The sequence below is a fragment of the Flavobacterium sasangense DSM 21067 genome, assembly GCF_000686885.1.
Taxonomy (GTDB): Bacteria; Bacteroidota; Bacteroidia; order Flavobacteriales; family Flavobacteriaceae; genus Flavobacterium; species Flavobacterium sasangense.
The window spans coordinates 1-20217 of record NZ_KK366033.1 but is presented as its reverse complement, the minus strand read 5'-3'; the positions used below and the strand labels follow the sequence as shown (position 1 = coordinate 20217).

Genomic DNA, 20217 nt, shown 5'->3' with positions numbered 1-20217 from the left:
TTTATAGTGTTTAGGGCAACGCTATTTTATCCAACCGCTTCCTTGTAGACTTTTAAACATTTTTCTCGTGCTTCTTTGTGGTCTACGATAGGTTTTGGGTAATATTGAGTTTCCAATTCAGGAACCCATTTTTTGATGTATTTTAAGTCTTTATCAAACTTCTTGATTTGTTCCGTAGGGTTGAAAATTCGGAAATAAGGTGCGGCATCCACTCCAGAACCTGCAGCCCATTGCCAATTTCCAACGTTACTGGCCATTTCGTAATCCAAAAGGTTTTGAGCAAAATAGGCTTCGCCCCAGCGCCAATCGATTAATAAGTGTTTACATAGAAAACTAGCAACAATCATACGAACACGATTGTGCATGTGACCGGTTTTATTCAATTCACGCATTCCAGCATCAACGAATGGGTAACCTGTTTTTCCTTGACACCATTTTTTGAATAGTTCTTCGTTATTTTCCCATTGAATGGCATCGTATTTTTCCTTAAAACTTTTGTTAGATGTATGCGGAAAATGCCATAAAATTTGCATGAAGAATTCGCGCCAAATCAATTCGTTCCAAAAAGTTTCGTTCTTTTCAGCTATAGCTTTTCTTATCATTTTTCGGATAGAAACCGCTCCAAATCTGAGATAAATTCCCAAATAAGAAGTTTTATTCATAGCTGGGAAGTTTCGAGTAGCTTCGTAATTCTGAATTAAACTTTCCGAAACATCATAAGGTGTAACTTTGATTTCAGATTTTTTAAAACTAATGTCTTCCAACGATAAAAAAGGATAGGAGTGTCTTGCAATTTTATCCAATTTTTCTTCGGAAGGATAATGAACTAATTTTATTTTCTTGAAATTTTCTTTCCATTTTTTCGAATAAGGCGTGTAGACTACATACGGACTTCCATCGTCTTTTACTACTTCGCTTTTTTCGAAAATCACTTGGTCTTTTGAGGTTAAAAATGAAATTCCTTTGGAAACAAATAGCTGATTCATTTCCTTATCACGTTTGCGAGCATAAGGTTCGTAATCGTGATTCGTGTAAACCGATGAAATGCTATTTTCAGCAATTAATTTTTCAAATATTTCAATTGGTTTGCCATGAAAAACCGCTAATGATTTTCCGTGCTTCTTCAATTCTGATTGAATCTTCTCTAATTGTTCGTGAATAAAACTAACACGAGCATCATTTTTTGGTAATTGCGACAGAATATTTTCATCAAAAATGAAAATAGGAAGCACTTCTTCATCGCTATTTAAAGCATGAAAAAATCCAACATTGTCGTCTACTCTTAAATCGCGTCTAAACCAAAAGATGTTCATATTTTTTTTTGTTTCAGGTTTCAAGTTTGATTTTGGAGTTTGAACTTGAAGTTGTTTTTTAATTTTTATCCGTTTACTAATAATGTTGACATTCCGCCATCAACGTGGAAAATTTGTCCTGAAATCCAACTGCTTTTATCGCTTAATAAAAAGGTTGCCATTTGTGCGCTGTCTTCTGGTTTTCCAAATCGTTTTAACGGATGACGTTCTGCTGATTTTTCTTGTTTGGTTTCATTATTCAAGAATTTATCAGCTAATGGTGTGTCAGTTAATGATGGTGCAATTACATTTACTCTGATTTTCGGAGCATATTCTGCTGCCAATGCTTTAGCAAAACCTTCAATTGCGCCTTTTGAAGCTGCGACGCTGGTGTGAAATGGCATTCCCATTGTTGCTGCAACACTACTAAATGCTACGATACTAGCTTGTTCCGATGCTAATAAATTAGGTAAAACCGATTGAATTACTTTTACCAAACTTATGAAATTAATTTGTAAATCGGTTTCAAAAGCTTCTGGTTTCAATCCTTTAAAAGGTCTTAAATTAATACTTCCCGGACAATACACTAATCCATCAATGATAGTTGGTAATTTAGATGTGTCAATTGTGTCAGTTGTTGCATCGAATGCAATGTGAGTTGCCTTTACATCAGTTAGATTTTCATTACTTCTTGAAGCGATATAAACGTTATTTTTAAATTGTAATTCTTTCGCTATGGCTAATCCAATTCCATAAGAACCGCCAATTAGTAGTATATTTTTCATGGTATTTACTTTTTATTAGAGACGCGATAAATCGCTTCTTTACTTAAACTCTCCAAATAGTTCGATTAATTTTTTTCTTCGGTATTCAAATATCTCATCTAATTTCGGTTTCACTAGAATAGGATGAACAAGTTGCCCTAAAATTCCCATAGGCACTTTATAATCTACAATATCTTCCATTTCAACACCACCTGGAATTTCTTTGATGAAATGTTTGTGATGCCACAGAGCATATGGTCCAAAACGTTGCTCGTCTACAAAATACTGTTTATCTACTACATGCGTGATTTCGGTCACCCATTTTGTTGGGATTCCTAGTACTGGAGTTACAATATATTGTATAATTTGTCCTGGAAACATAGGTCTATCTGCTCCTGAAAGAATTTTAAATCCCATATAGTCAGGAGTAATTAATTGTAGGTTTTTCGGGTCAGATAAAAGTTCCCAAGCTTTATCTATACTAATTGGTAAATTTTGTTTGGTATGTAATCGGTAAATTTTCATTTTCTATTTTTTTGTAAAATTACAAAATTGTTTAAACTTTTTTTATATTAATTAAACAAAATTTATTCATTTAAGTTTATATTAACATTTGATTCTAATACAATTTGTAAATTTGAAAATCAAAAACTAAACCTATGAGAAAAATTATTGTAATGTTGGCTGTAGTATTAGCCAATTTTATGGTTGAGGCGCAAGTAAAAACACCTCAATCGAGTCCGTTAGCAAAAGTTGAACAAGTTGTTGGACTTACAACTGTACAAGTAGAATACTCTAGACCGAGTGCAAAAGGAAGAACCGTTTATGGCGATTTAGTTCCTTTTGGAAAAATGTGGAGAACGGGTGCTAATGCCAATACCACTATTTCATTTAGTGAAAATGTAAAAATTGGTGGAAAAGAACTTAAAAAAGGGAAGTACGCTTTTTACACTACACCAAAAGCAGACAGTTGGGATATTATTTTTTATTCGGATACTAACAATTGGGGATTACCTGAAAATTGGGACGAATCTAAAGTAGCTTTAAAAATTACCGTTAAACCTGAAACATTAAATAAATCAGTAGAATCACTTTCTATTTTCTTAAATAATTTAACGAATGATTCAGGAGTTATTGAATTATCTTGGGAAAGAACAATGGTATCTATTCCATTTTCTGTTCCTACTCAAGAAATAGCAATGAAGAGTATTGAAAAAACTTTAGCTGGGCCATCTGCAGCGGATTATTTTTCATCAGCTCAATATTTTTATCAATCAAATGGTGATTTAAATAAAGCATTAACTTGGGCAAATGCTGCTATTGCTAATTCACCAAAAGGAGAAGACGTTCCATTTTGGTATTTAAGATTAAAGTCATTAATCCAAGCTAAATTAGGAGATAAAAAAGGTGCTATTGCTACAGCTAAAGAATCATTAGCATTATCAGTAAAAGCAGGAAATGCTGACTATGAGAAAATGAACAAAGACAGCATTGCGGAATGGTCTAAATAAAAGTTTTAAATTAATTCAAAAAAAGTCCCGAAATTATTTCGGGACTTTTTTATTTTATGAGTTTGATTTGTTAAAAAATTTCTGAAGTATAAGAGATAGACCAATTGTTAGTAAAGCACCAATAAAATTCAACCACAAGTACCCTACAATATCTAGGTAAAAAATATAGAAAATGGCTAGTTGGCTAATACAAGCACCAATAAATACTGCTTTTCCTTTGATATAATTGATATAAAATCCAATTAGAAAAATTCCTAAAACGGTTCCATAAAAAATAGAACCAATAATATTAACTAATTGGATCAAGTTTTCGAATAACGAACTAATACAAGCAAACCCAATAGCTACAATTCCCCAAAAAATAGTGAAATACTGTGTTGCATATACATAATGTTTGTCTGATTTTGCATTTACATTTCGTTTGTAAATATCAATAGCAGACGTCGCTGCTAATGAATTTAGTCCAGAAGCACTTGATGACATTGCGGCACTAAAAATAACAGCCAATAACAATCCTAAAATACCTTTAGGAAGATAGTTTAAGATGAAATAAAGAAAAACATAATCTTTATCATTAGTTTCCGTTTTCCCATCTACTTTTGCTATAACATCTTTTGCTTCTTCCCTTAAGTCTTTTTCCTTTAGTGAAAGCGCCACCATTTGCTTTTTCAGAATCGGATTATCGTATTCGTTGTGTTTTAGTTGTTCAATGTAAATTTGATTTACAATTTTTTTATCAGTATTCAATTGAACTAATTTTTGTTCTAGATTTTCGTAAGCTACCTTTTGCTCAGAAGCTTTTACCTTTGCAACATTGGTAGGATTAAAATGCAAAGGCGCATCGTTAAATTGAAAAAATACAAATACCAGAACACCTGTTAACAAGATAAAAAACTGCATTGGCACTTTTAAAATTCCATTCATAATTAATCCCATTTGGCTTTCCTTAATTGATTTTCCTGATAGATAGCGTCCAACTTGAGATTGATCCGTTCCAAAATAGGAAAGCATTAGGAAGAATCCTCCTGTAATTCCACTCCAAAACGTATAACGTGTTTCAGGATTGTAAGAGAAATCTAGAATATCCATTTTTCCATTTGCACCCGCAATATGAAGTACGTTTGAAAAATCAACTTCGTGTGGAAGATTCGTTAAAATGTAGAAGAAAATGATAAACATTCCCGACATAATCACGAACATCTGTTGTTTTTGGGTAACATTTACAGCTTTGGTTCCACCCGTTACGGTGTAAACAATCACTAAAATTCCAATGATAATGTTTAGCATATTCAAATTCCATCCTAAAAGTGCTGACAAAATGATGGAAGGTGCATAAATGGTAATTCCAGTTCCTAAACCTCTTTGAATTAAAAATAAAATAGCGGCTAAAGTTCTGGTTTGAACATTGAAACGTTGTTCTAAATATTCGTAAGCTGTATATACTTTTAATCGATGGTAAATCGGAATAAAAGTATAAGCAATCACAATCATCGCTAATGGTAGTCCAAAATAGAACTGCACAAATCCCATTCCGTCATGATAGGCTTGCCCTGGTGTGGATAAAAAAGTAATTGCACTTGCTTGCGTAGCCATAACCGAAACACCAACTGTAAACCATGGAGTTTCGTTATTGTCTAATAAATAGTCTTTTACATTAGCACTTCCTTTGGTTTTTAGAATACCGTAGATTACTATAAACGATAAGGTGACTGATAGTACAATCCAATCTAAAATTTCCATATTAGGTGTAGATTTCCATTATTAAATAGAAAATAAGGATGTATATAGCATTTAAAATCAGTACAATGCTATAACTTTTTTTCCATTGATGTTTGTTGTTGTTCATAATCATTTATTTATCCAATGCAATTAAATTAGCCAATAATCTATAAGCACCGCTAACACCTTCAGGTAATTCTCTAAAGAAACTTAATCCAGTGTAAATGTAATTTCCTTTACCATATTTTGCAATTACTAAACCACCAGTTTTTGAAGATTCACCTTCATCATTGGAAGCTAAAATAGGAATAAATTCTGAACTCCATTTGTTTGGATAGTATAAACCTTGTTCTTGAACCCAACCTTCAAAATCTTTGCTAGTAATTTTATTTGGTTGATTCAATACTTTATGGTCAGGTTGTAAGAAAGTTACTTTTGCATTTTCATCGGTAACTCGATCTCTTGAAAGTTCTAAGTTATACGGCGCTATTTCTTTTGTAACCAAATTGTTAGTGGTGTTATACTGTACAATTAAATTCCCTCCATTTGCTACATAATTAAACAATGTTTTGTTTTTATATTTTAGTTCGTCTATCACATTAAAAGCTCTTATTCCTAAAATTATTGCATCAAAACGTTTTAAATTATCATCCGTAATTTCATTTACATTGATGTTGGTTACAGTAAAACCTAAATTTTCTATGTTTTTATTTACTTCATCCCCAGCTCCAATAATATAGCCAATGTTTTTTCCTTTGGTTTCAATATCTAATTTAACAATTTTAGATTCTGAAGGTACTAAAATGGTTTGTTTTGGAATGTGCGGATATTGTATGGTAATTAATTCTTTATCAATGGTTTGGTTGTTAATTTCCACTTTAGCTTTTATTTTAGTGGTAATTTCTTTCTTGGTTGGATATAAGGTGAAAGTAAACTTTTTATCTTCATTTTTAGCAGCAATTTCAAATGATATTTCATTTGGACTTACTTTCCAATCCGCAGGAATATCTAATGATAATTTGCCTGAAATATTTGCCTTGTGTGCTTTTACAACAACTGTAATTTCTTTTGGTTGTGTAGCATTAAAAATTACTACTTTAGGTTCAATCGAACTAGTAACGCTTGGTAAAACGGTAAACGGAACATAGGTTTCGCCATCGTCTGGATTGTTGAATTTATAGCAAATATTCTTTACGAATTCAATTGTTTTTCCTTCGATTTCAATAGTGAAAACAACTGGAAAATTAGATGAAACTTCAGGTAAAATTCGAATGGATTTATCCGAAACACGATACATTCCTTCGGTTTGTTTTTCTTTTAACCAGAATAAGTTGGAATAATCAACATTTTCGCCAATAATTACATTCTTAAATTGAAAACTTGTTTTTTCATTATTTTTTAAAACAGCATTTTTGGTTTCTAACGGAAGTTGTAACGCTTTTACAGAAATCAATTTTGCATTCGATTGACTTCTGTTAATTACTTCAATATTGATGTTGAAATTACTATCTTTTGTTGTAGTTTCAGTATCTGCAACGGCTTCCATAAACAAACCGCTACAAGCTTCAATAATCTTAATAATTTGTTTTGATTTGATTTCTTTCCAATGAGCATCTTCTAATTTTTGAATTAAATCGTATGCTTTTATTAAGTTTGGAATATGAACCGATGGATTTTCAAAGTTGAAATTCTTTTCAATGTCGTACAGAATTTTTCCAATTTCATTTCCTCCTTTTACTCGATTCCAAGACGTATCAATTCCTTCAAATAGATTAGTATTACTTGGTAAATCACCTTTTAGTAACTCTAAATATTCAATTTCGTCGCCACGACTTCCCAAAGTTCCAAAACCTTGACACTTGTGTTGACTTCGACTTAAAGCAGCAATTTCGTTATTACTTTTTCCTTTTAATGGATAATAAACATTGGAATTTATGGCTAATAATTTTGATTTATCAGCAGCATCAAACGCTTCCTGACTTCCGTAAAACCACCAAGAAGTATTGAAAAAAATGCGTTTTGGTTTATATTTTACTAAATCATATGCTTCTAAACTCAACATAGCAGAAGCGGTATGATGTCCGTGGGTTGTACCAGGCGTGTTATGACTAAAGCGATTCACAATAATATCAGGACGAAACGTTTCAATTACTTGAATAACATCTTCCATAACTTCATTTTTGTTCCAAATGGAAAAGGTTTCATTTGGTTCTTTAGAAAATCCGAAATCATTGGCGCGCGTAAAAAACTGTTCGCCACCATCAATTCTTCTAGCAGCTAATAATTCTTGGGTTCTGATGGCACCTAATTTTTCGCGTAGTTCGGTTCCAATTAAATTTTGTCCACCATCGCCGCGTGTTAACGATAAATAAGCCGTTTGTGCATGATAATGATTGGAGAAGTAGGTGATAAGTTTTGTATTTTCATCATCGGGATGCGCTGCTACATACAATACTTTTCCTAAGAAATTTAGCTTTTGAACTTGATCGTAAATTTCAACAGAACTTAGTTTTTTCGGTGCTTGCGCGCACATTGTTATAGAAAAAACAAATATAAAAATTGAAGTTATGCTTCGTTTCATTGCAATGGTTTTGTTTCAAAAATAAGGAAATAAAAAAAAAGGAAGTTTTAATCGCTTCCTTTTTAACAGTTTTTTATTAATTGACAATACTTTCTATAATGTTATCAATTTCCTGATTTGTTTCTATAATGCTCTTGTCAAATTTGTCTGATTCCGACTTAATCTTTTCTCGAATTAATTTTGTCTGTTTTAATCGAAGTAATACATATTTTTTTATCATTTCATTTCTTTCCAAAGTTTCTTTTGGAATGCTAAATTTTTCAATTTCTTTTACGATTTTTAAATTCTCGGTCCAATAATATAATGTGTGATTTTCAATGTAATGTAACATTTCTTCTTTACTATAACCTGCCTTATTTTGAATTTCAAGTGCTAAATTTTCATTTAATTCAAAATCTTTCATTTTGATTTCATAGACATCAAAATAATTGATTTCTTGACCATATTCATTTTTATATTTTTGAATTGGATTCGGAATTTTTTGTAACACTAAAAAAGAGCAAGCAATACCTAAAAAGGAAATAATACTTAATATCCAGTTATTAATTACATGAGATTCTTTGTTGATTAATCCGTAATAAAAGGCATATCCGAAAATAAATCCAGAAAGTAAACCTCCTAAATGCGCAGCTGCGTCAATACCATCTTGAAACCCATTCATTAGATTTAATCCTATATAAATAAAAATATAGGTTAGCATTGATTTTCTTGTTGTTTTGTCTAAATAATTGGTTGTTAGTAATGCTAGGAATATACCGAATAGTCCAAAAATAGCACCTGAAGCACCAGCACTTAATGAAAAAGTATTCCACCACAAACTCGCAGTGCTAGCAATGAATCCTGAAATTAAATATCCAATAATGAATTTATATTTCCCGATAATAGGCTCTAAAATACTTCCTATAAAAATTAAGGCATATAAATTCATAATTAGGTGTATAATGCCAATATGAATAAAAATGCACGAAAATAATCTCCAAAGTTCTCCATTTAATGTTAAAGATCTTTCGTTGGCACCCCATTTCACTAAATCTTCTGATGCAGGAGAAATGATGTTCATTCCATCAATTGCCATAACAACAAAGACTAAAATGTTTAAAAAAATTAGAATAGGAGTAAAGAAATAATCTTTTGTAGGAATAAATACTTGTAAATAATCTTTGAAACTGCTTTTCTTTTTACTTATTGAATCGAAATTATTCTTTGGAGTTTCTATAACTTCAATATCACCAACTTCAAAAGCACTTTGTTCGTAATGTTTTATTTGTTCTAATAAGCTTTCAATATTTTTTTTGTTTTTTCCCCAATCGAATAATTGATTTCCAACACATTTACTTTCAATTGTAACTTTAGTATCAGAAATTTTAATTGTAATTGATTCGCCCCACGAACTTAAAGATAACGAGGTGTGACCTTCAATTTTATCTTCTGAAGAAGAGATGATATCCCAATGAAGTTGTTTAAAAGCAAATTCGATAGACTTAAAAAAGTTAGGTTTATCAGCTTGGTTAATATCAAATTCAATAGTGTAGTGAGGGAGTAGTTTGTTATTCATAGTTTTTTAATCAAAAAATTCTTTTTCTTCTAAAGGCTTATTTACAACTGAAATTCCTTTTTGCATTAATAGATTATTTGGATAAGTAATCATTTCGCCATCAGAAGACTTTAAAATGACATAAAAAGCTTTGATATCGTCAATTTCCCCTTCGATTGGAAAATCTTTGTCATGGATTTTAATTCTGTCTCCAATTTTAAAAGGATATGAAAAGAACAAAATAATTCCAGCTGTAATATTACTTAGAATCGACCATTGAGCAAACGAGGCAACGCCCACAACTGCAAAAACAGAAGAAATGAAAAGTAATATTTGATCTTTTTTTACTCCCCAAATAATTACAATTGAAATTAATCCCAAAATGCCAAGTAGTAAGTTTATGTATTTGATTACTAAATTAGTACGATGTTCTAAAACTTCATTTAAAGTAGCATATTTCCGAACTAATTTGTTAGAACTAAATCGTAAAACAAAATAGACCAACAATACAATTAAGGTAGCTATTTCTTGATCTAAATACGGATTATCAATAAATTTAAGCATAATTCATTAATTTTTGAAATAACATTTCCGTTGGTAATCCTACCACATTCGTATAAGAACCTTCAATTTTTGAAATTCCGACCAAACCAATCCAATCTTGAATTCCGTAGCTTCCAGCTTTGTCAAAAGGTTGGTAATTATCAAGATAATATTTGATTGCTTCATCAGATAAATTGGCAAAGGTAACTTTGGTAACACAATGAAAAACTTCTGTTTTATCAATCGATTTCAAGCAAACAGATGTAATCACTTCGTGTGTTTGATTGGCTAATTGTTGCAGCATTTCAAACGCATCTTCATAATCTTTTGGTTTGCCCAACGCTTTTCCATTTAACCAAACAATCGTATCACTCGTAACTAAAACATCGTTTTCTTTTAGTTCGTTTTCGAAGGCACTTGCTTTTAATTCGGCTAAGAAATTGGTGATTTCTTCCGCTTGCAAATGTTCGGGATAGATTTCTTCAATTTCCTTTAGGCGAATGGTGTAATGCAAATCCATTTCCTTAAAAAATTGCTGTCTTCTGGGCGAACCAGAAGCTAAAATAATGTTGATTTTATTTAGTTTGTCTTTAAGCATTGGCTAATTTTAAATTGAAAACAATAACAGCAACCGATAAAATTCCGAAAAACAAAATGATTTTCAAAACCAAACTCAAGTGATGATATTCTTTTTTCGTTGCAGCATTCAATAATTTCACTCCGAAATAAATTAGTGGTCCAACGATTAAAATCATTGCATAATACACCACATAATCCAATTCGAATAAATTAGAATTTACATAATACGCTAAAATTCCAATTGAAATTACGGTTAAAACTCCAACAATTATTTTCGTTTTTTGAACTCCGATAGCGATTGGTAAGGAGTTAATTCCTGATTGATAATCACCATCCATGTCTTCCATGTCTTTTACAATTTCACGAATTAAATTAATGATAAAAGCAAAAATGGCATAATGTATTAAAATATCGAAAGCTTCTTTCATTCGGAAACGATTATCTACATCAATTGCTGGTAAAATATCAAATAATCCAATGATGATAATACTTGTTGAAAGCATCAAGGCTACTACCATATTTCCAAGAACTGGAATTTGCTTGAAACTAGTAGCATACATATACAGTAAAGTTGCCACCAAAATAAACATCGAAGCAAAAGTAGGTTTGTAAATTACATTCGATAAATAAAATCCAATTCCAACACCAACAATCGTCAAGCCAATGTACCAATTATACGCTACCGTTTCCGAAATAGAAACACCAACCACACGGTTTTGAGGTTTTGCGATTTCGTCAGTATCTTGATCCATGATATTATTTATGACATAACCGCCAGCCGCGATGCAAACTGTTGCAATGACTAATAAAATATAATTAAAATCGGTTAAGGCTAAGTCTACATACGATTGTGCTAAAAATAAGTAACGAAATACCAATTGCATGAAAGCAAGCATCAATAAATTTTGGTATCGAATTAATTTTAAGTATTTCATTTTTTAATGTTTATTTTTTTGGGTTATTGATTTTCAAATTATCTATATTTAATCAAACTTCGCATCAAAATGTTCCATCCATTTGCCTTGTACTTTCATCACTTGTTCGATGACATCACGAACGGCTCCTTTTCCGCCTTCTACGTGCGAAATGTATTTGGAAATTCCTTTGATTTCTGGAACTGCATTCTGTGGACAAGTTGGTAATCCTACTAATTGCATTACGTGATAATCTGGAATGTCGTCGCCCATGTATAACACATTTTCAGGTTGGATATTGTAAATATCAGTGAATTCTTTGAAGGTTTCTACTTTGTTTGGAACTCCTAAATGAATATCGGTAATTCCTAAATTTCTCAAGCGAACACGAACACCTTCGTTACTTCCGCCCGAAATAATACAAACCGTGTAACCATTTTCAACAGCAGCTTTCATGGCATAACCATCTCTAATGTTCATGTTGCGAAGCATTTCGCCTGTTGGGGTTACGTGAATAGTTCCGTCGGTTAGCACTCCATCTACGTCGAAGATGAAAGTGGTAATTTGATTCATGAGTTCTTTATAACTTTTTGACATGTTGTATCGATTGTGTAAGTAATTGATATAGGTTTTTATATTCTGGATTTTCTAAGAAATCTAAATGTTTTTCGATGGTTTTTGTATCGTTTCGTAAGGCCGGACCCGTTTGTGCTTCTTTCGGAGAAAGTTCCGTGATTTTATGAGCCGTTTCCTGAATTAACGGATGCAATACTTCAAATGGAACGTTGTTTTCTTCACAAATTTCATTCCCAATATGGTACAAATGATTCACAAAATTACAAACAAAAACGGCTGCTACGTGTAAACTTTTGCGTTGTTCAGATGAAATTCGAACTACTTTTTGTGAGATACTAGTTCCTACTTTTTCTAAAAGTTGATAATCCAATTCCTTTCCAGCTTCTAAGCAAATGGGAATAGGAGTGAAGTCGATTTCTTTTCCTTTGGTAAAGGTTTGTAATGGATAAAAAACCCCTTTTCGATTCTTATCATGCAAAACCGAAAGTTCCGACGAACCAGAAGTATGCACTACCAAACGATTTTCAAACGGTAATTGTGCTGAAACTTCCGCAATGGCATTATCCGAAACCGAAATAATATACAAATCGGCTTCGGTAATTTTATGATAGTCAGATGTAATTTTTGTTTGAGGAAGCAAATGCAATAAATGACTTGGGTTACGAGCAAATGCTTGCATCAAATCCACATTTTTAGCCTGTAACAATACTTGAATTAAATGTTGTGCCACATTTCCTGAACCGATTAAAACGACTTTTATCATGGCGCTAAAATAGTGAATTTTAATTTTATTTTAATGAAAAATAGGACAGGTTTATGAAATGTTATAGCTCTAGTTTATGCAGTTATACAAACCTGACAGGTTTCGGAAACCTGTCAGGTTTTAAATGAAGATTTTAGTTAAATTATACTTTGATGTTTAAGTATTTATCTTACTTTTACTTCTTTAATTTCTTACAAATGAAAAAACTTTACTTTTTATTCTTTTTGACGATTGGTTTTTTAGGTAATGCGCAGATTATTAATTTTCCAGATGCTAATTTTAAAGCGAAGTTGTTGAGTGCTAGTTCTGGTAATCAAATTGCTTCTACAGAAACTCCTGATAGTGATGGTAATGTTAATAGTTATAGTGTTATTGATGTTAATGGAGATGGTGAAGTTCAGGCTAGTGAAGCTTTAAATATTAAATATTTAAATGTTAGTAGATCAAATATTTCTGATTTATCAGGAATTAATTTTTTTTTAAATCTTGAAGCGCTCCATTGCGAAATTAACCAATTATCAACTGTAGATTTTTCTCAAAATTCACTCCTTTCTTTCTTGAATTTAAATACGAATCAATTAACTTCTATAGATGTTTCTCAAAATTCTCTTCTTTCTGTTTTAATTTGCTCAAATAATCAGTTAACAATTTTAGATGTTACACAAAATTTAGCATTGCGTAAATTAGAAACAATTTATAATCAATTGAACACTTTAAATGTTACTGAAAATCCAAATTTAGAATTTTTAAATTGCCGAGGAAATCAATTGACTTCTATAGATGTTTCTCAAAATTCTCTTCTTTCTGTTTTAGATTGCGGTCAGAATTTATTAACCTCTATAAATGTTTCTCAAAATTCTCTGCTTACTTTCTTAGGTTTAAATACGAATCAATTAACTTCTATAGATGTTTCTGAAACCCCCCTACTTTCTACTTTAGAATGCGGTCAGAATTTATTAACCTCAATAGATGTTACTCAAAATCCCTTGCTTAATAGCTTGGGTTTCGATGTAAATCAATTAACTTCTATAGATGTTTCACAAAATTTATCTCTTGGTTTTTTGTCCTGTTCTCAAAATCAATTAACTTCTTTAGATGTTTCACAAAATCCAGATTTACTAGTGTTATATTGTAATAATAACCAATTAACAAGTTTAGACCTTTCACAAAATCCAGATTTACTAGAGTTATATTGTAATAATAATGTTATTTTAAAAAGTATTTTTCTTAAAAATGGAGGATATGAATTGATGCCTCCTTATTTTGAAATTTATAATAACCCTCAGTTAGAATATATTTGTGTTGATGAAGAAGAGTATGATGATATACATGGATATATTAATTACTTAGGATTGCAAAATCAAATTCAAGTTAATTCCTATTGCTCATTTACACCAGGTGGGACTTTCTATGATATTTCAGGAGTTACAAAATTCGATTTTAACAATAATGGATGTGCTGTTTCTGATATTTCAGTTTCAAATTTAAACTTTAGTATTACAGACGGAACTACTTCGGGCTCAATAATTTCAAATGAATCAGGTAATTATTCAATTCCAGTTCAAGCTGGAAATTATACAATTACTCCAATTTTAGAAAACCCAACCTATTTTAATAATTCACCGCTTAGTTTTGTAGCAAATTTTCCAACACAAACAAGTCCGTTTACGCAAGATTTTTGTGTAACTGCTAATGGAGTAAAATCGGATGTTGAAATTGTTTTATTACCAATTACTCCAGCTCGTCCAGGTTTTGATGCTAATTATAAACTGGTTTATCGCAACAAAGGAAATCAAATTGAAAATGGTAGTATTTCATTTACTTTTGATGATGCAAGATTAGATTATGTTTCTGCTAATCCTGTTTATAGTAGTTCTGCAACAAATAGTTTTACATGGAATTATGTCAATTTACAACCTTTTGAAACTAGAGAGATTATTTTAACTTTCAATGTAAATTCGCCAATGGAAACTCCAGCTGTTAATAATGGAGATGTTTTGAATTACACAACTACAATAACAACAGCAAATACAGATCAAACACCAGCTGATAACACATTTACATTAGACCAAACGGTTGTCGGTTCTTATGATCCAAACGATAAAACGTGTTTAGAAGGAACAACTATAGCACCTAGTGAAGTTGGAAAACATGTACACTATGTAATTCGTTTCGAAAACACAGGAACTTTCCCAGCAGAAAACATTGTAGTTAAAGATATGATTGATTTGAATAAGTTTGATATAGCAACGTTAGTTCCATTAAAAAGTAGTCACGATTTTTATACGAGAATTAATGGAAACAAAGTGGAATTCATTTTTGAAAACATCAATTTAGATTTTAATGATGCCACTAATGATGGTTATGTGGTGTTTAAAATTAAAACGAAACCTACGTTAGTTGTTGGAAATACTTTCACTAATAATGCTAACATTTACTTTGATTACAATTTCCCAATCACAACTAATACGTACATAACAACTGTTGCTGCGTTAAGTGCGCAAGATTATGATTTTGGAACTTATTTTACTTTATATCCAAATCCTGCAAAAGATGTTTTGAATATTCAAGCTAAATTGGGTGTAGTAATCAATTCAATTGAAATTTATAATCAATTGGGACAAATTGTTATGGCGACTACAAATGATATTAATTCAATTGATGTTACTAACTTAGCTTCAGGAACGTATTTTGTAAAAGTAAATACGGAAAAGGGTAGTGCTAATGCGAAGTTTGTGAAGGAATAGTTTTGATAAGAATAATACAATCAAAAAACTCCCGATTCATTTTAATCGGGAGTTTTTTTTATACTGTAAACTGTGACTGTAAACTAAACACTAGCGTAAGCTAGCGCCTAACTGACTTTCAAAATTACCTTGTAACTTACTCATGATTTTATCAATTTGAGTATCGGTTAGCGTTTTAGAATCATCTTGTAAAATGAAACTTATAGCGTATGATTTTTTACCTTCTGGTAAGTTGTTACCTGTGTAAACGTCGAATAAATTTACGTCTTTTAACAAGCCTTTTTCGGTTTGTTTGGCGATGTTGTAGATTTGTTCGAATGGTACGTTTTCGTCTAACAACAAGGCTAAATCTCTACGAACTTCAGGATATTTTGGAATATCGGTGAATTTAATTTTTGTAGAAACGTATTTCTGAATTTTATCCCAAGCAAAATCAGCGTATAACACTTCTTGTTTGATGTCGAAATGTTTTAAAACAGATTTTTTAACCGTTCCAAATTCTACAATTACTTCTTTTCCAACCGCTAAAGCTAAGCCTTCTGCGAAAACATCATTTTCAAATGGTAATGAAGTCACTTTCTTGTCTAATCCCAAACGACTTAAAATCGTATTGATATAACCTTTAAACAAGAAGAAATCAGATTTTGATTGTGCATTCGTCCAACTTTCGTTTTGTCTATTTCCGGTTACTAATAACGTTAAGTGTTTGTTTTCGTCATGACCGTTAGCTGTTTTGTGGTAACTTTTTCCAAATTCGAAGAATTTTAAATCACTTCTTCTTCTATTGATATTGAAAGAAACCGCTTCTAATCCAGAGAATAATAACGATTGGCGCATTGCTGATAAATCGCTACTCAATGGATTTAACATCATTACATTGAATTCTTCTTTCAAGTTTTCAGAAAGTTTTACGTAATCTGGCGTAGTTAAAGAATTCGCCATCATTTCGTTGAAACCTAACGAACACAATTGATTCGCAATGATATTTTGTACTTTATATTCTTCCGTTCTTGATGAATTGGCTGTAGTAGCATTCACTTTCGAAGGAATTTGGATGTTGTTGTATCCGTAAACACGTAAAATTTCTTCAATAACATCAATTTCTCTCGTAACATCCACGCGGTAAGAAGGAATTGTTAACCCTAAACCGGCTTCGGTGATACTGTTAACTTTGATATCTAAAGAAGCTAAAATCTTCTTAATCGTTTCTGGTTTGATTTCTTCACCAATGATTTTATTCACCTTATTGAAATGAATAAACACGCTAAAATCTTCAATCTTTTTCGGATAAATATCCACGATATCCGAAGTAATTTCACCACCTGCCACTTCTTGAATTAACAAAGCCGCACGTTTTAAAGCGTATTCCGTAATACTAGGATCAATTCCTCTTTCAAAACGGAAAGATGCATCCGTACTTAACGTATGTCTTTTAGCTGTTTTTCTAACTGAAACCGGATTGAAATAAGCACTTTCTAAGAAAATTGCCTGAGTTTTTTCAGAAACTCCCGAAGTTTTTCCTCCGAAAACACCCGCAATACACATTGGTCCACTTTCGTCACAAATCATTAAATCTTCTTCGTGTAATGTACGTTCGATATCATCTAAAGTAATAAATTTAGTTCCAGCCGGAACCGTTTTTACGACTACTTTATTTCCTTTTATTTGAGCGGCATCAAAAGCGTGTAATGGTTGACCTAATTCGTGTAAAACGTAATTCGTAACGTCAACAATATTATTTTTTGGAGTTAAACCAATCGCTTTCAAACGGTTTTGTAACCAAGTTGGAGATGGTTTAACGGTAACTCCCGAAATCGTAACACCACAATATCTTGGTGCTAATTTTTCGTTTTCAACTTTTACATCGATTTTTAAAGTACGTTTCTCCACTTTAAATTTACTCACCGAAGGTGTAATCAATTCAGAAGTAGTTCCTTTTTGTAATAATCCAGCGCGTAAATCACGAGCAACTCCCATGTGCGACATAGCATCGGCACGGTTAGGCGTTAATCCGATTTCGAAAACCTCATCCGTTTCAATTTCGAATACTTTTGAAGCTGGCGTTCCAGGTTTTAAATCTTCGTTCAAAATCATAATTCCGTCATGACTTTCGCCTAAGCCTAATTCGTCTTCAGCGCAAATCATTCCGTGACTTTCTTGTCCGCGGATTTTACCTTTTTTAATTTCGAATGCGTTTCCTTCTTTATCAAATAACTTAGTTCCAATAGTCGCTACAGGAACTTTTTGTCCCGCTGCCACGTTTGGAGCACCACAAACAATTTGAACTGGTGCGTTTCCATCACCTAAATCAACTGTTGTGATTTTTAGTTTATCAGCATCAGGATGTTTTTCGCATGTTAAAACATGACCAATCACAACGCCTTGTAAACCTCCTTTTAAACTTTCGTATTTGTCAACGCCTTCTACTTCCAAACCTAAGTCGGTAAGAATGTCAGCAATTTCTTCAGATTTTAAATCGGTTTTAATGAATTGTTTTAACCAATTGTAAGATATACGCATTTTGTATCGAATTTTAAACCGCAAAGATACTTTATAAAATTAGAATTTAGAAATTAGAATTTAGAAATTTTGAACAGCCTTTTGGTGATAAGTTTAGAAAGACAATATTATTAATTCGATAAATAATTGTGTAAAAAATTAATAGAAATGTAATTTTTAGATGTTAAAATTGAGCTAATATCAGTTTTGTGCTATTAAATGAAATAATTGTGCTATTCTATGATAAGAATTGAATCTAAATTTGATAAACAAACCTAAAATCAAAATTATGAGTAATTTAATTCAAAGACCACAACTAAAAGAAAAGTACGATAATTATATCAACGGAAAATGGACAGCACCTTCAACAGGGCAATATTTTGAAGTACTTTCACCAGTAGATGGTAAATTAATGGCAAAAGCAGCACATTCGGCTAAAATGGATGTTGAAATGGCTGTAAATGCGGCAGATGAAGCTTTCAAAACATTTAGCCAAACTTCGGCGACTGAGAGAAGTATCATGTTAAACAAAATCGCAGATAGAATAGAAGCTAATTTAGAATACATCGCTGCGGTTGAAACGTTAGATAACGGTAAAGCCATTCGTGAAACTATGGCAGCTGATATTCCGTTAGCAATTGATCATTTTAGATATTTTGCTAGTGTAATTCGCGCTGAAGAAGGTTCAATTACCGAATTAGATAAAGATACGGTTTCTATCATCGTTCATGAGCCAATTGGAGTTGTAGCCCAAATTATTCCTTGGAACTTCCCAATTTTAATGGCCGTTTGGAAATTAGCACCAGCTTTAGCTGCCGGAAATTGTGTAGTTTTAAAACCAGCAGAAAGTACGCCAATTTCAATTATGGTGTTAATGGAAATTATTGGTGATTTAGTTCCAGCAGGAGTTATTAATGTTATCAATGGTTTTGGAGCAGAGTTAGGAAGAACTTTGGTAACCAATCCAAAAGTTTGTAAAGCAGCATTTACGGGTTCGACTGCTACAGGTAGAATGGTAATGCAATATGCTACAGAAAATATTATTCCAGTTACGTTAGAATTAGGTGGAAAATCACCAAATATTTTCTTTCCATCAGTTATGGATGCTGATGATGAGTTTTTAGATAAAGCTCTAGAAGGAGTGGCTCTTTTTGCCCTAAATCAAGGAGAAGTTTGTACGTGTCCGTCAAGATTGTTAATTCATGAATCGATTTATGATAAATTTATCGAAAGAGTTTTAGAAAGAGTAAAAGCTATCAAAATGGGTAATCCGTTAGATCCAACAGTAATGATGGGTGCTCAAGCTTCACAAAATCAAAAAGACAAAATTCTTTCGTACATTAATTTAGGTAAAGAAGAAGGTGCTGAATTGTTATGTGGTGGCGATGTGAATCATTTAGGTGGCGATTTAGAAGGAGGATATTACATTCAACCTACGTTATTCAAAGGACACAACAAAATGCGTATTTTCCAAGAAGAGATTTTCGGTCCAGTATTAGCAGTTACGACTTTTAAAACTACAGAGGAAGCTTTAGAAATTGCTAATGATACCATGTACGGATTAGGAGCAGGCGTTTGGACTCGTGATGCACATGAATTATATCAAGTTCCAAGAGCTATTCAAGCGGGACGTGTTTGGGTAAACCAATATCATGCTTATCCAGCTGGAGCGCCATTTGGAGGTTACAAACAATCAGGAATTGGTAGAGAAAACCACAAAATGATGTTAGACCATTACCGTCAAACTAAAAATATGTTGATTTCTTATAACAAGAACAAATTAGGTTTCTTTTAGTAGATGATAAACGAACCCAGTGTAATGCTGGGTTTGTTTTTTATAAACAATTAGAGCTTTTGTGAACTTAATTATTTTAAAACATATAAGATTCTGTGTTGATTTCAAATTTAAATCTTAATTTTTATTACTTTTGTTTTTCAAGACAGTCATTGAACTAGTCTCTATAGCGTGTTTAAACCATTTGTGTTTGCGCGCTATTTTTTGTTATATATTCTTTATCATACACTGTCTCATTTTTGAATAATATATAAATAAGTTCAAGTATTTTTCTCTGAACAGCGACTAATGCTTTCATTTTAATTCCGTTCTTTGATATGAGCCTAGCGTAAATATTTTTAAAATTTTCGTCCCATTTTACTGCTGTTAAAGAAGGTAAATGCATTGACTTTCTTAGATT

General features: G+C 31.9%; 15 protein-coding genes and 1 pseudogene. 3 read left to right on the top strand and 13 right to left on the bottom strand.

Annotated elements, in window-relative coordinates:
- Positions 1-26 precede the first annotated feature (26 nt).
- From BP92_RS0114300 to BP92_RS0114290, 3 genes are all read right to left on the bottom strand, one after another.
- The gene (locus BP92_RS0114300; protein WP_026726653.1) at positions 27-1313 is read right to left on the bottom strand and encodes a cryptochrome/photolyase family protein; all 1287 of its coding nucleotides are present in this window, start codon (positions 1311-1313) and stop codon (positions 27-29) included.
- A 65-nt stretch (positions 1314-1378) separates the two neighbouring features.
- Positions 1379-2077: an SDR family NAD(P)-dependent oxidoreductase gene (locus tag BP92_RS0114295; RefSeq protein WP_026726652.1), complete on the bottom strand. Its 699-nt coding sequence runs from the start codon at positions 2075-2077 to the stop codon at positions 1379-1381.
- A gap of 39 nt (positions 2078-2116) precedes the next feature.
- Positions 2117-2581 carry an SRPBCC family protein gene (locus BP92_RS0114290; protein WP_026726651.1) on the bottom strand — a complete coding sequence of 155 codons (465 nt, stop codon included), beginning with the start codon at positions 2579-2581 and terminating at the stop codon, positions 2117-2119.
- A 134-nt stretch (positions 2582-2715) separates the two neighbouring features.
- Here BP92_RS0114290 and BP92_RS0114285 point away from each other — a divergent pair, with 134 nt between their 5' ends.
- On the top strand, positions 2716-3567 hold the full coding sequence (locus BP92_RS0114285) for a DUF2911 domain-containing protein (RefSeq protein ID WP_026726650.1): 852 nt from the start codon (positions 2716-2718) through the stop codon (positions 3565-3567).
- A 54-nt stretch (positions 3568-3621) separates the two neighbouring features.
- On the opposite strand, the gene BP92_RS0114280 is transcribed toward BP92_RS0114285, so the two are convergent.
- The 8 genes from BP92_RS0114280 to BP92_RS0114245 all read right to left on the bottom strand — a co-directional run bounded on the left by BP92_RS0114280 (position 3622) and on the right by BP92_RS0114245 (position 12776).
- Positions 3622-5307: a sodium:solute symporter gene (locus tag BP92_RS0114280; protein ID WP_026726649.1), complete on the bottom strand. Its 1686-nt coding sequence runs from the start codon at positions 5305-5307 to the stop codon at positions 3622-3624.
- A gap of 112 nt (positions 5308-5419) precedes the next feature.
- Positions 5420-7819: a PIG-L family deacetylase gene (locus BP92_RS0114275; RefSeq protein ID WP_316929534.1), complete on the bottom strand. Its 2400-nt coding sequence runs from the start codon at positions 7817-7819 to the stop codon at positions 5420-5422.
- 124 nt (positions 7820-7943) lie between these two features.
- Entirely contained in the window at positions 7944-9422 is a 1479-nt protein-coding gene (locus tag BP92_RS16835; RefSeq protein WP_051604498.1) for a rhomboid family intramembrane serine protease, read from the bottom strand.
- Positions 9423-9428: 6 nt separating this feature from the next.
- A complete protein-coding gene (locus tag BP92_RS0114265; RefSeq protein ID WP_026726647.1) occupies positions 9429-9965 on the bottom strand; it encodes a mechanosensitive ion channel domain-containing protein in 537 nt (178 codons plus the stop codon).
- Complete coding sequence (locus BP92_RS0114260; protein ID WP_026726646.1) at positions 9958-10542, bottom strand: Maf-like protein; 585 nt, start codon at positions 10540-10542, stop codon at positions 9958-9960. The genes BP92_RS0114265 and BP92_RS0114260 overlap by 8 nt, the downstream gene beginning before the upstream one ends.
- Complete coding sequence (locus tag BP92_RS0114255) at positions 10535-11458, bottom strand: geranylgeranylglycerol-phosphate geranylgeranyltransferase (RefSeq protein ID WP_026726645.1); 924 nt, start codon at positions 11456-11458, stop codon at positions 10535-10537. Before BP92_RS0114255 ends, BP92_RS0114260 begins: the two co-directional genes overlap by 8 nt.
- Before the next feature lie 48 nt (positions 11459-11506).
- Positions 11507-12034, bottom strand: coding sequence for a KdsC family phosphatase (locus BP92_RS0114250; protein WP_026726644.1), 528 nt, complete (start codon positions 12032-12034; stop codon positions 11507-11509).
- The gene (locus BP92_RS0114245; RefSeq protein ID WP_026726643.1) at positions 12018-12776 is read right to left on the bottom strand and encodes a Rossmann-like and DUF2520 domain-containing protein; all 759 of its coding nucleotides are present in this window, start codon (positions 12774-12776) and stop codon (positions 12018-12020) included. The genes BP92_RS0114250 and BP92_RS0114245 overlap by 17 nt, the downstream gene beginning before the upstream one ends.
- Before the next feature lie 197 nt (positions 12777-12973).
- On the opposite strand from BP92_RS0114245, the gene BP92_RS0114240 reads away from it, so the two are divergent.
- Positions 12974-15523, top strand: a complete 2550-nt coding sequence (locus BP92_RS0114240) for a T9SS type A sorting domain-containing protein (protein WP_026726642.1) — start codon at positions 12974-12976, stop codon at positions 15521-15523.
- A 90-nt stretch (positions 15524-15613) separates the two neighbouring features.
- On the opposite strand, the gene pheT is transcribed toward BP92_RS0114240, so the two are convergent.
- A complete protein-coding gene (pheT, locus tag BP92_RS0114235; RefSeq protein ID WP_026726641.1) occupies positions 15614-18043 on the bottom strand; it encodes a phenylalanine--tRNA ligase subunit beta in 2430 nt (809 codons plus the stop codon).
- A 268-nt stretch (positions 18044-18311) separates the two neighbouring features.
- Between pheT and BP92_RS0114230 the strand changes: the two genes are divergently transcribed.
- Entirely contained in the window at positions 18312-19817 is a 1506-nt protein-coding gene (locus tag BP92_RS0114230; protein ID WP_026726640.1) for an aldehyde dehydrogenase family protein, read from the top strand.
- A 175-nt stretch (positions 19818-19992) separates the two neighbouring features.
- On the opposite strand, the pseudogene BP92_RS17300 reads toward BP92_RS0114230, so the two are convergent.
- A pseudogene (locus tag BP92_RS17300) lies at positions 19993-20217 on the bottom strand (IS110 family transposase); the annotation flags it as partial.

Excerpts from the sequence above, each read along its gene's own strand:
- BP92_RS0114300 (WP_026726653.1), bottom strand. The coding sequence starts at position 1,313 with ATGAACATCTTTTGGTTTAGACGCGATTTAAGAGTAGACGACAATGTT.
- BP92_RS0114290 (WP_026726651.1), bottom strand. The coding sequence starts at position 2,581 with ATGAAAATTTACCGATTACATACCAAACAAAATTTACCAATTAGTATA.
- BP92_RS0114240 (WP_026726642.1), top strand. The coding sequence starts at position 12,974 with ATGAAAAAACTTTACTTTTTATTCTTTTTGACGATTGGTTTTTTAGGT.
- pheT (WP_026726641.1), bottom strand. The coding sequence starts at position 18,043 with ATGCGTATATCTTACAATTGGTTAAAACAATTCATTAAAACCGATTTA.
- BP92_RS0114245 (WP_026726643.1), bottom strand. The coding sequence starts at position 12,776 with ATGATAAAAGTCGTTTTAATCGGTTCAGGAAATGTGGCACAACATTTA.
- BP92_RS0114280 (WP_026726649.1), bottom strand. The coding sequence starts at position 5,307 with ATGGAAATTTTAGATTGGATTGTACTATCAGTCACCTTATCGTTTATA.
- BP92_RS0114275 (WP_316929534.1), bottom strand. The coding sequence starts at position 7,819 with ATGTGCGCGCAAGCACCGAAAAAACTAAGTTCTGTTGAAATTTACGAT.
- BP92_RS0114260 (WP_026726646.1), bottom strand. The coding sequence starts at position 10,542 with ATGCTTAAAGACAAACTAAATAAAATCAACATTATTTTAGCTTCTGGT.
- BP92_RS0114230 (WP_026726640.1), top strand. The coding sequence starts at position 18,312 with ATGAGTAATTTAATTCAAAGACCACAACTAAAAGAAAAGTACGATAAT.
- BP92_RS0114250 (WP_026726644.1), bottom strand. The coding sequence starts at position 12,034 with ATGTCAAAAAGTTATAAAGAACTCATGAATCAAATTACCACTTTCATC.
- BP92_RS0114265 (WP_026726647.1), bottom strand. The coding sequence starts at position 9,965 with ATGCTTAAATTTATTGATAATCCGTATTTAGATCAAGAAATAGCTACC.
- BP92_RS0114255 (WP_026726645.1), bottom strand. The coding sequence starts at position 11,458 with ATGAAATACTTAAAATTAATTCGATACCAAAATTTATTGATGCTTGCT.
- BP92_RS0114295 (WP_026726652.1), bottom strand. The coding sequence starts at position 2,077 with ATGAAAAATATACTACTAATTGGCGGTTCTTATGGAATTGGATTAGCC.
- BP92_RS0114285 (WP_026726650.1), top strand. The coding sequence starts at position 2,716 with ATGAGAAAAATTATTGTAATGTTGGCTGTAGTATTAGCCAATTTTATG.
- BP92_RS16835 (WP_051604498.1), bottom strand. The coding sequence starts at position 9,422 with ATGAATAACAAACTACTCCCTCACTACACTATTGAATTTGATATTAAC.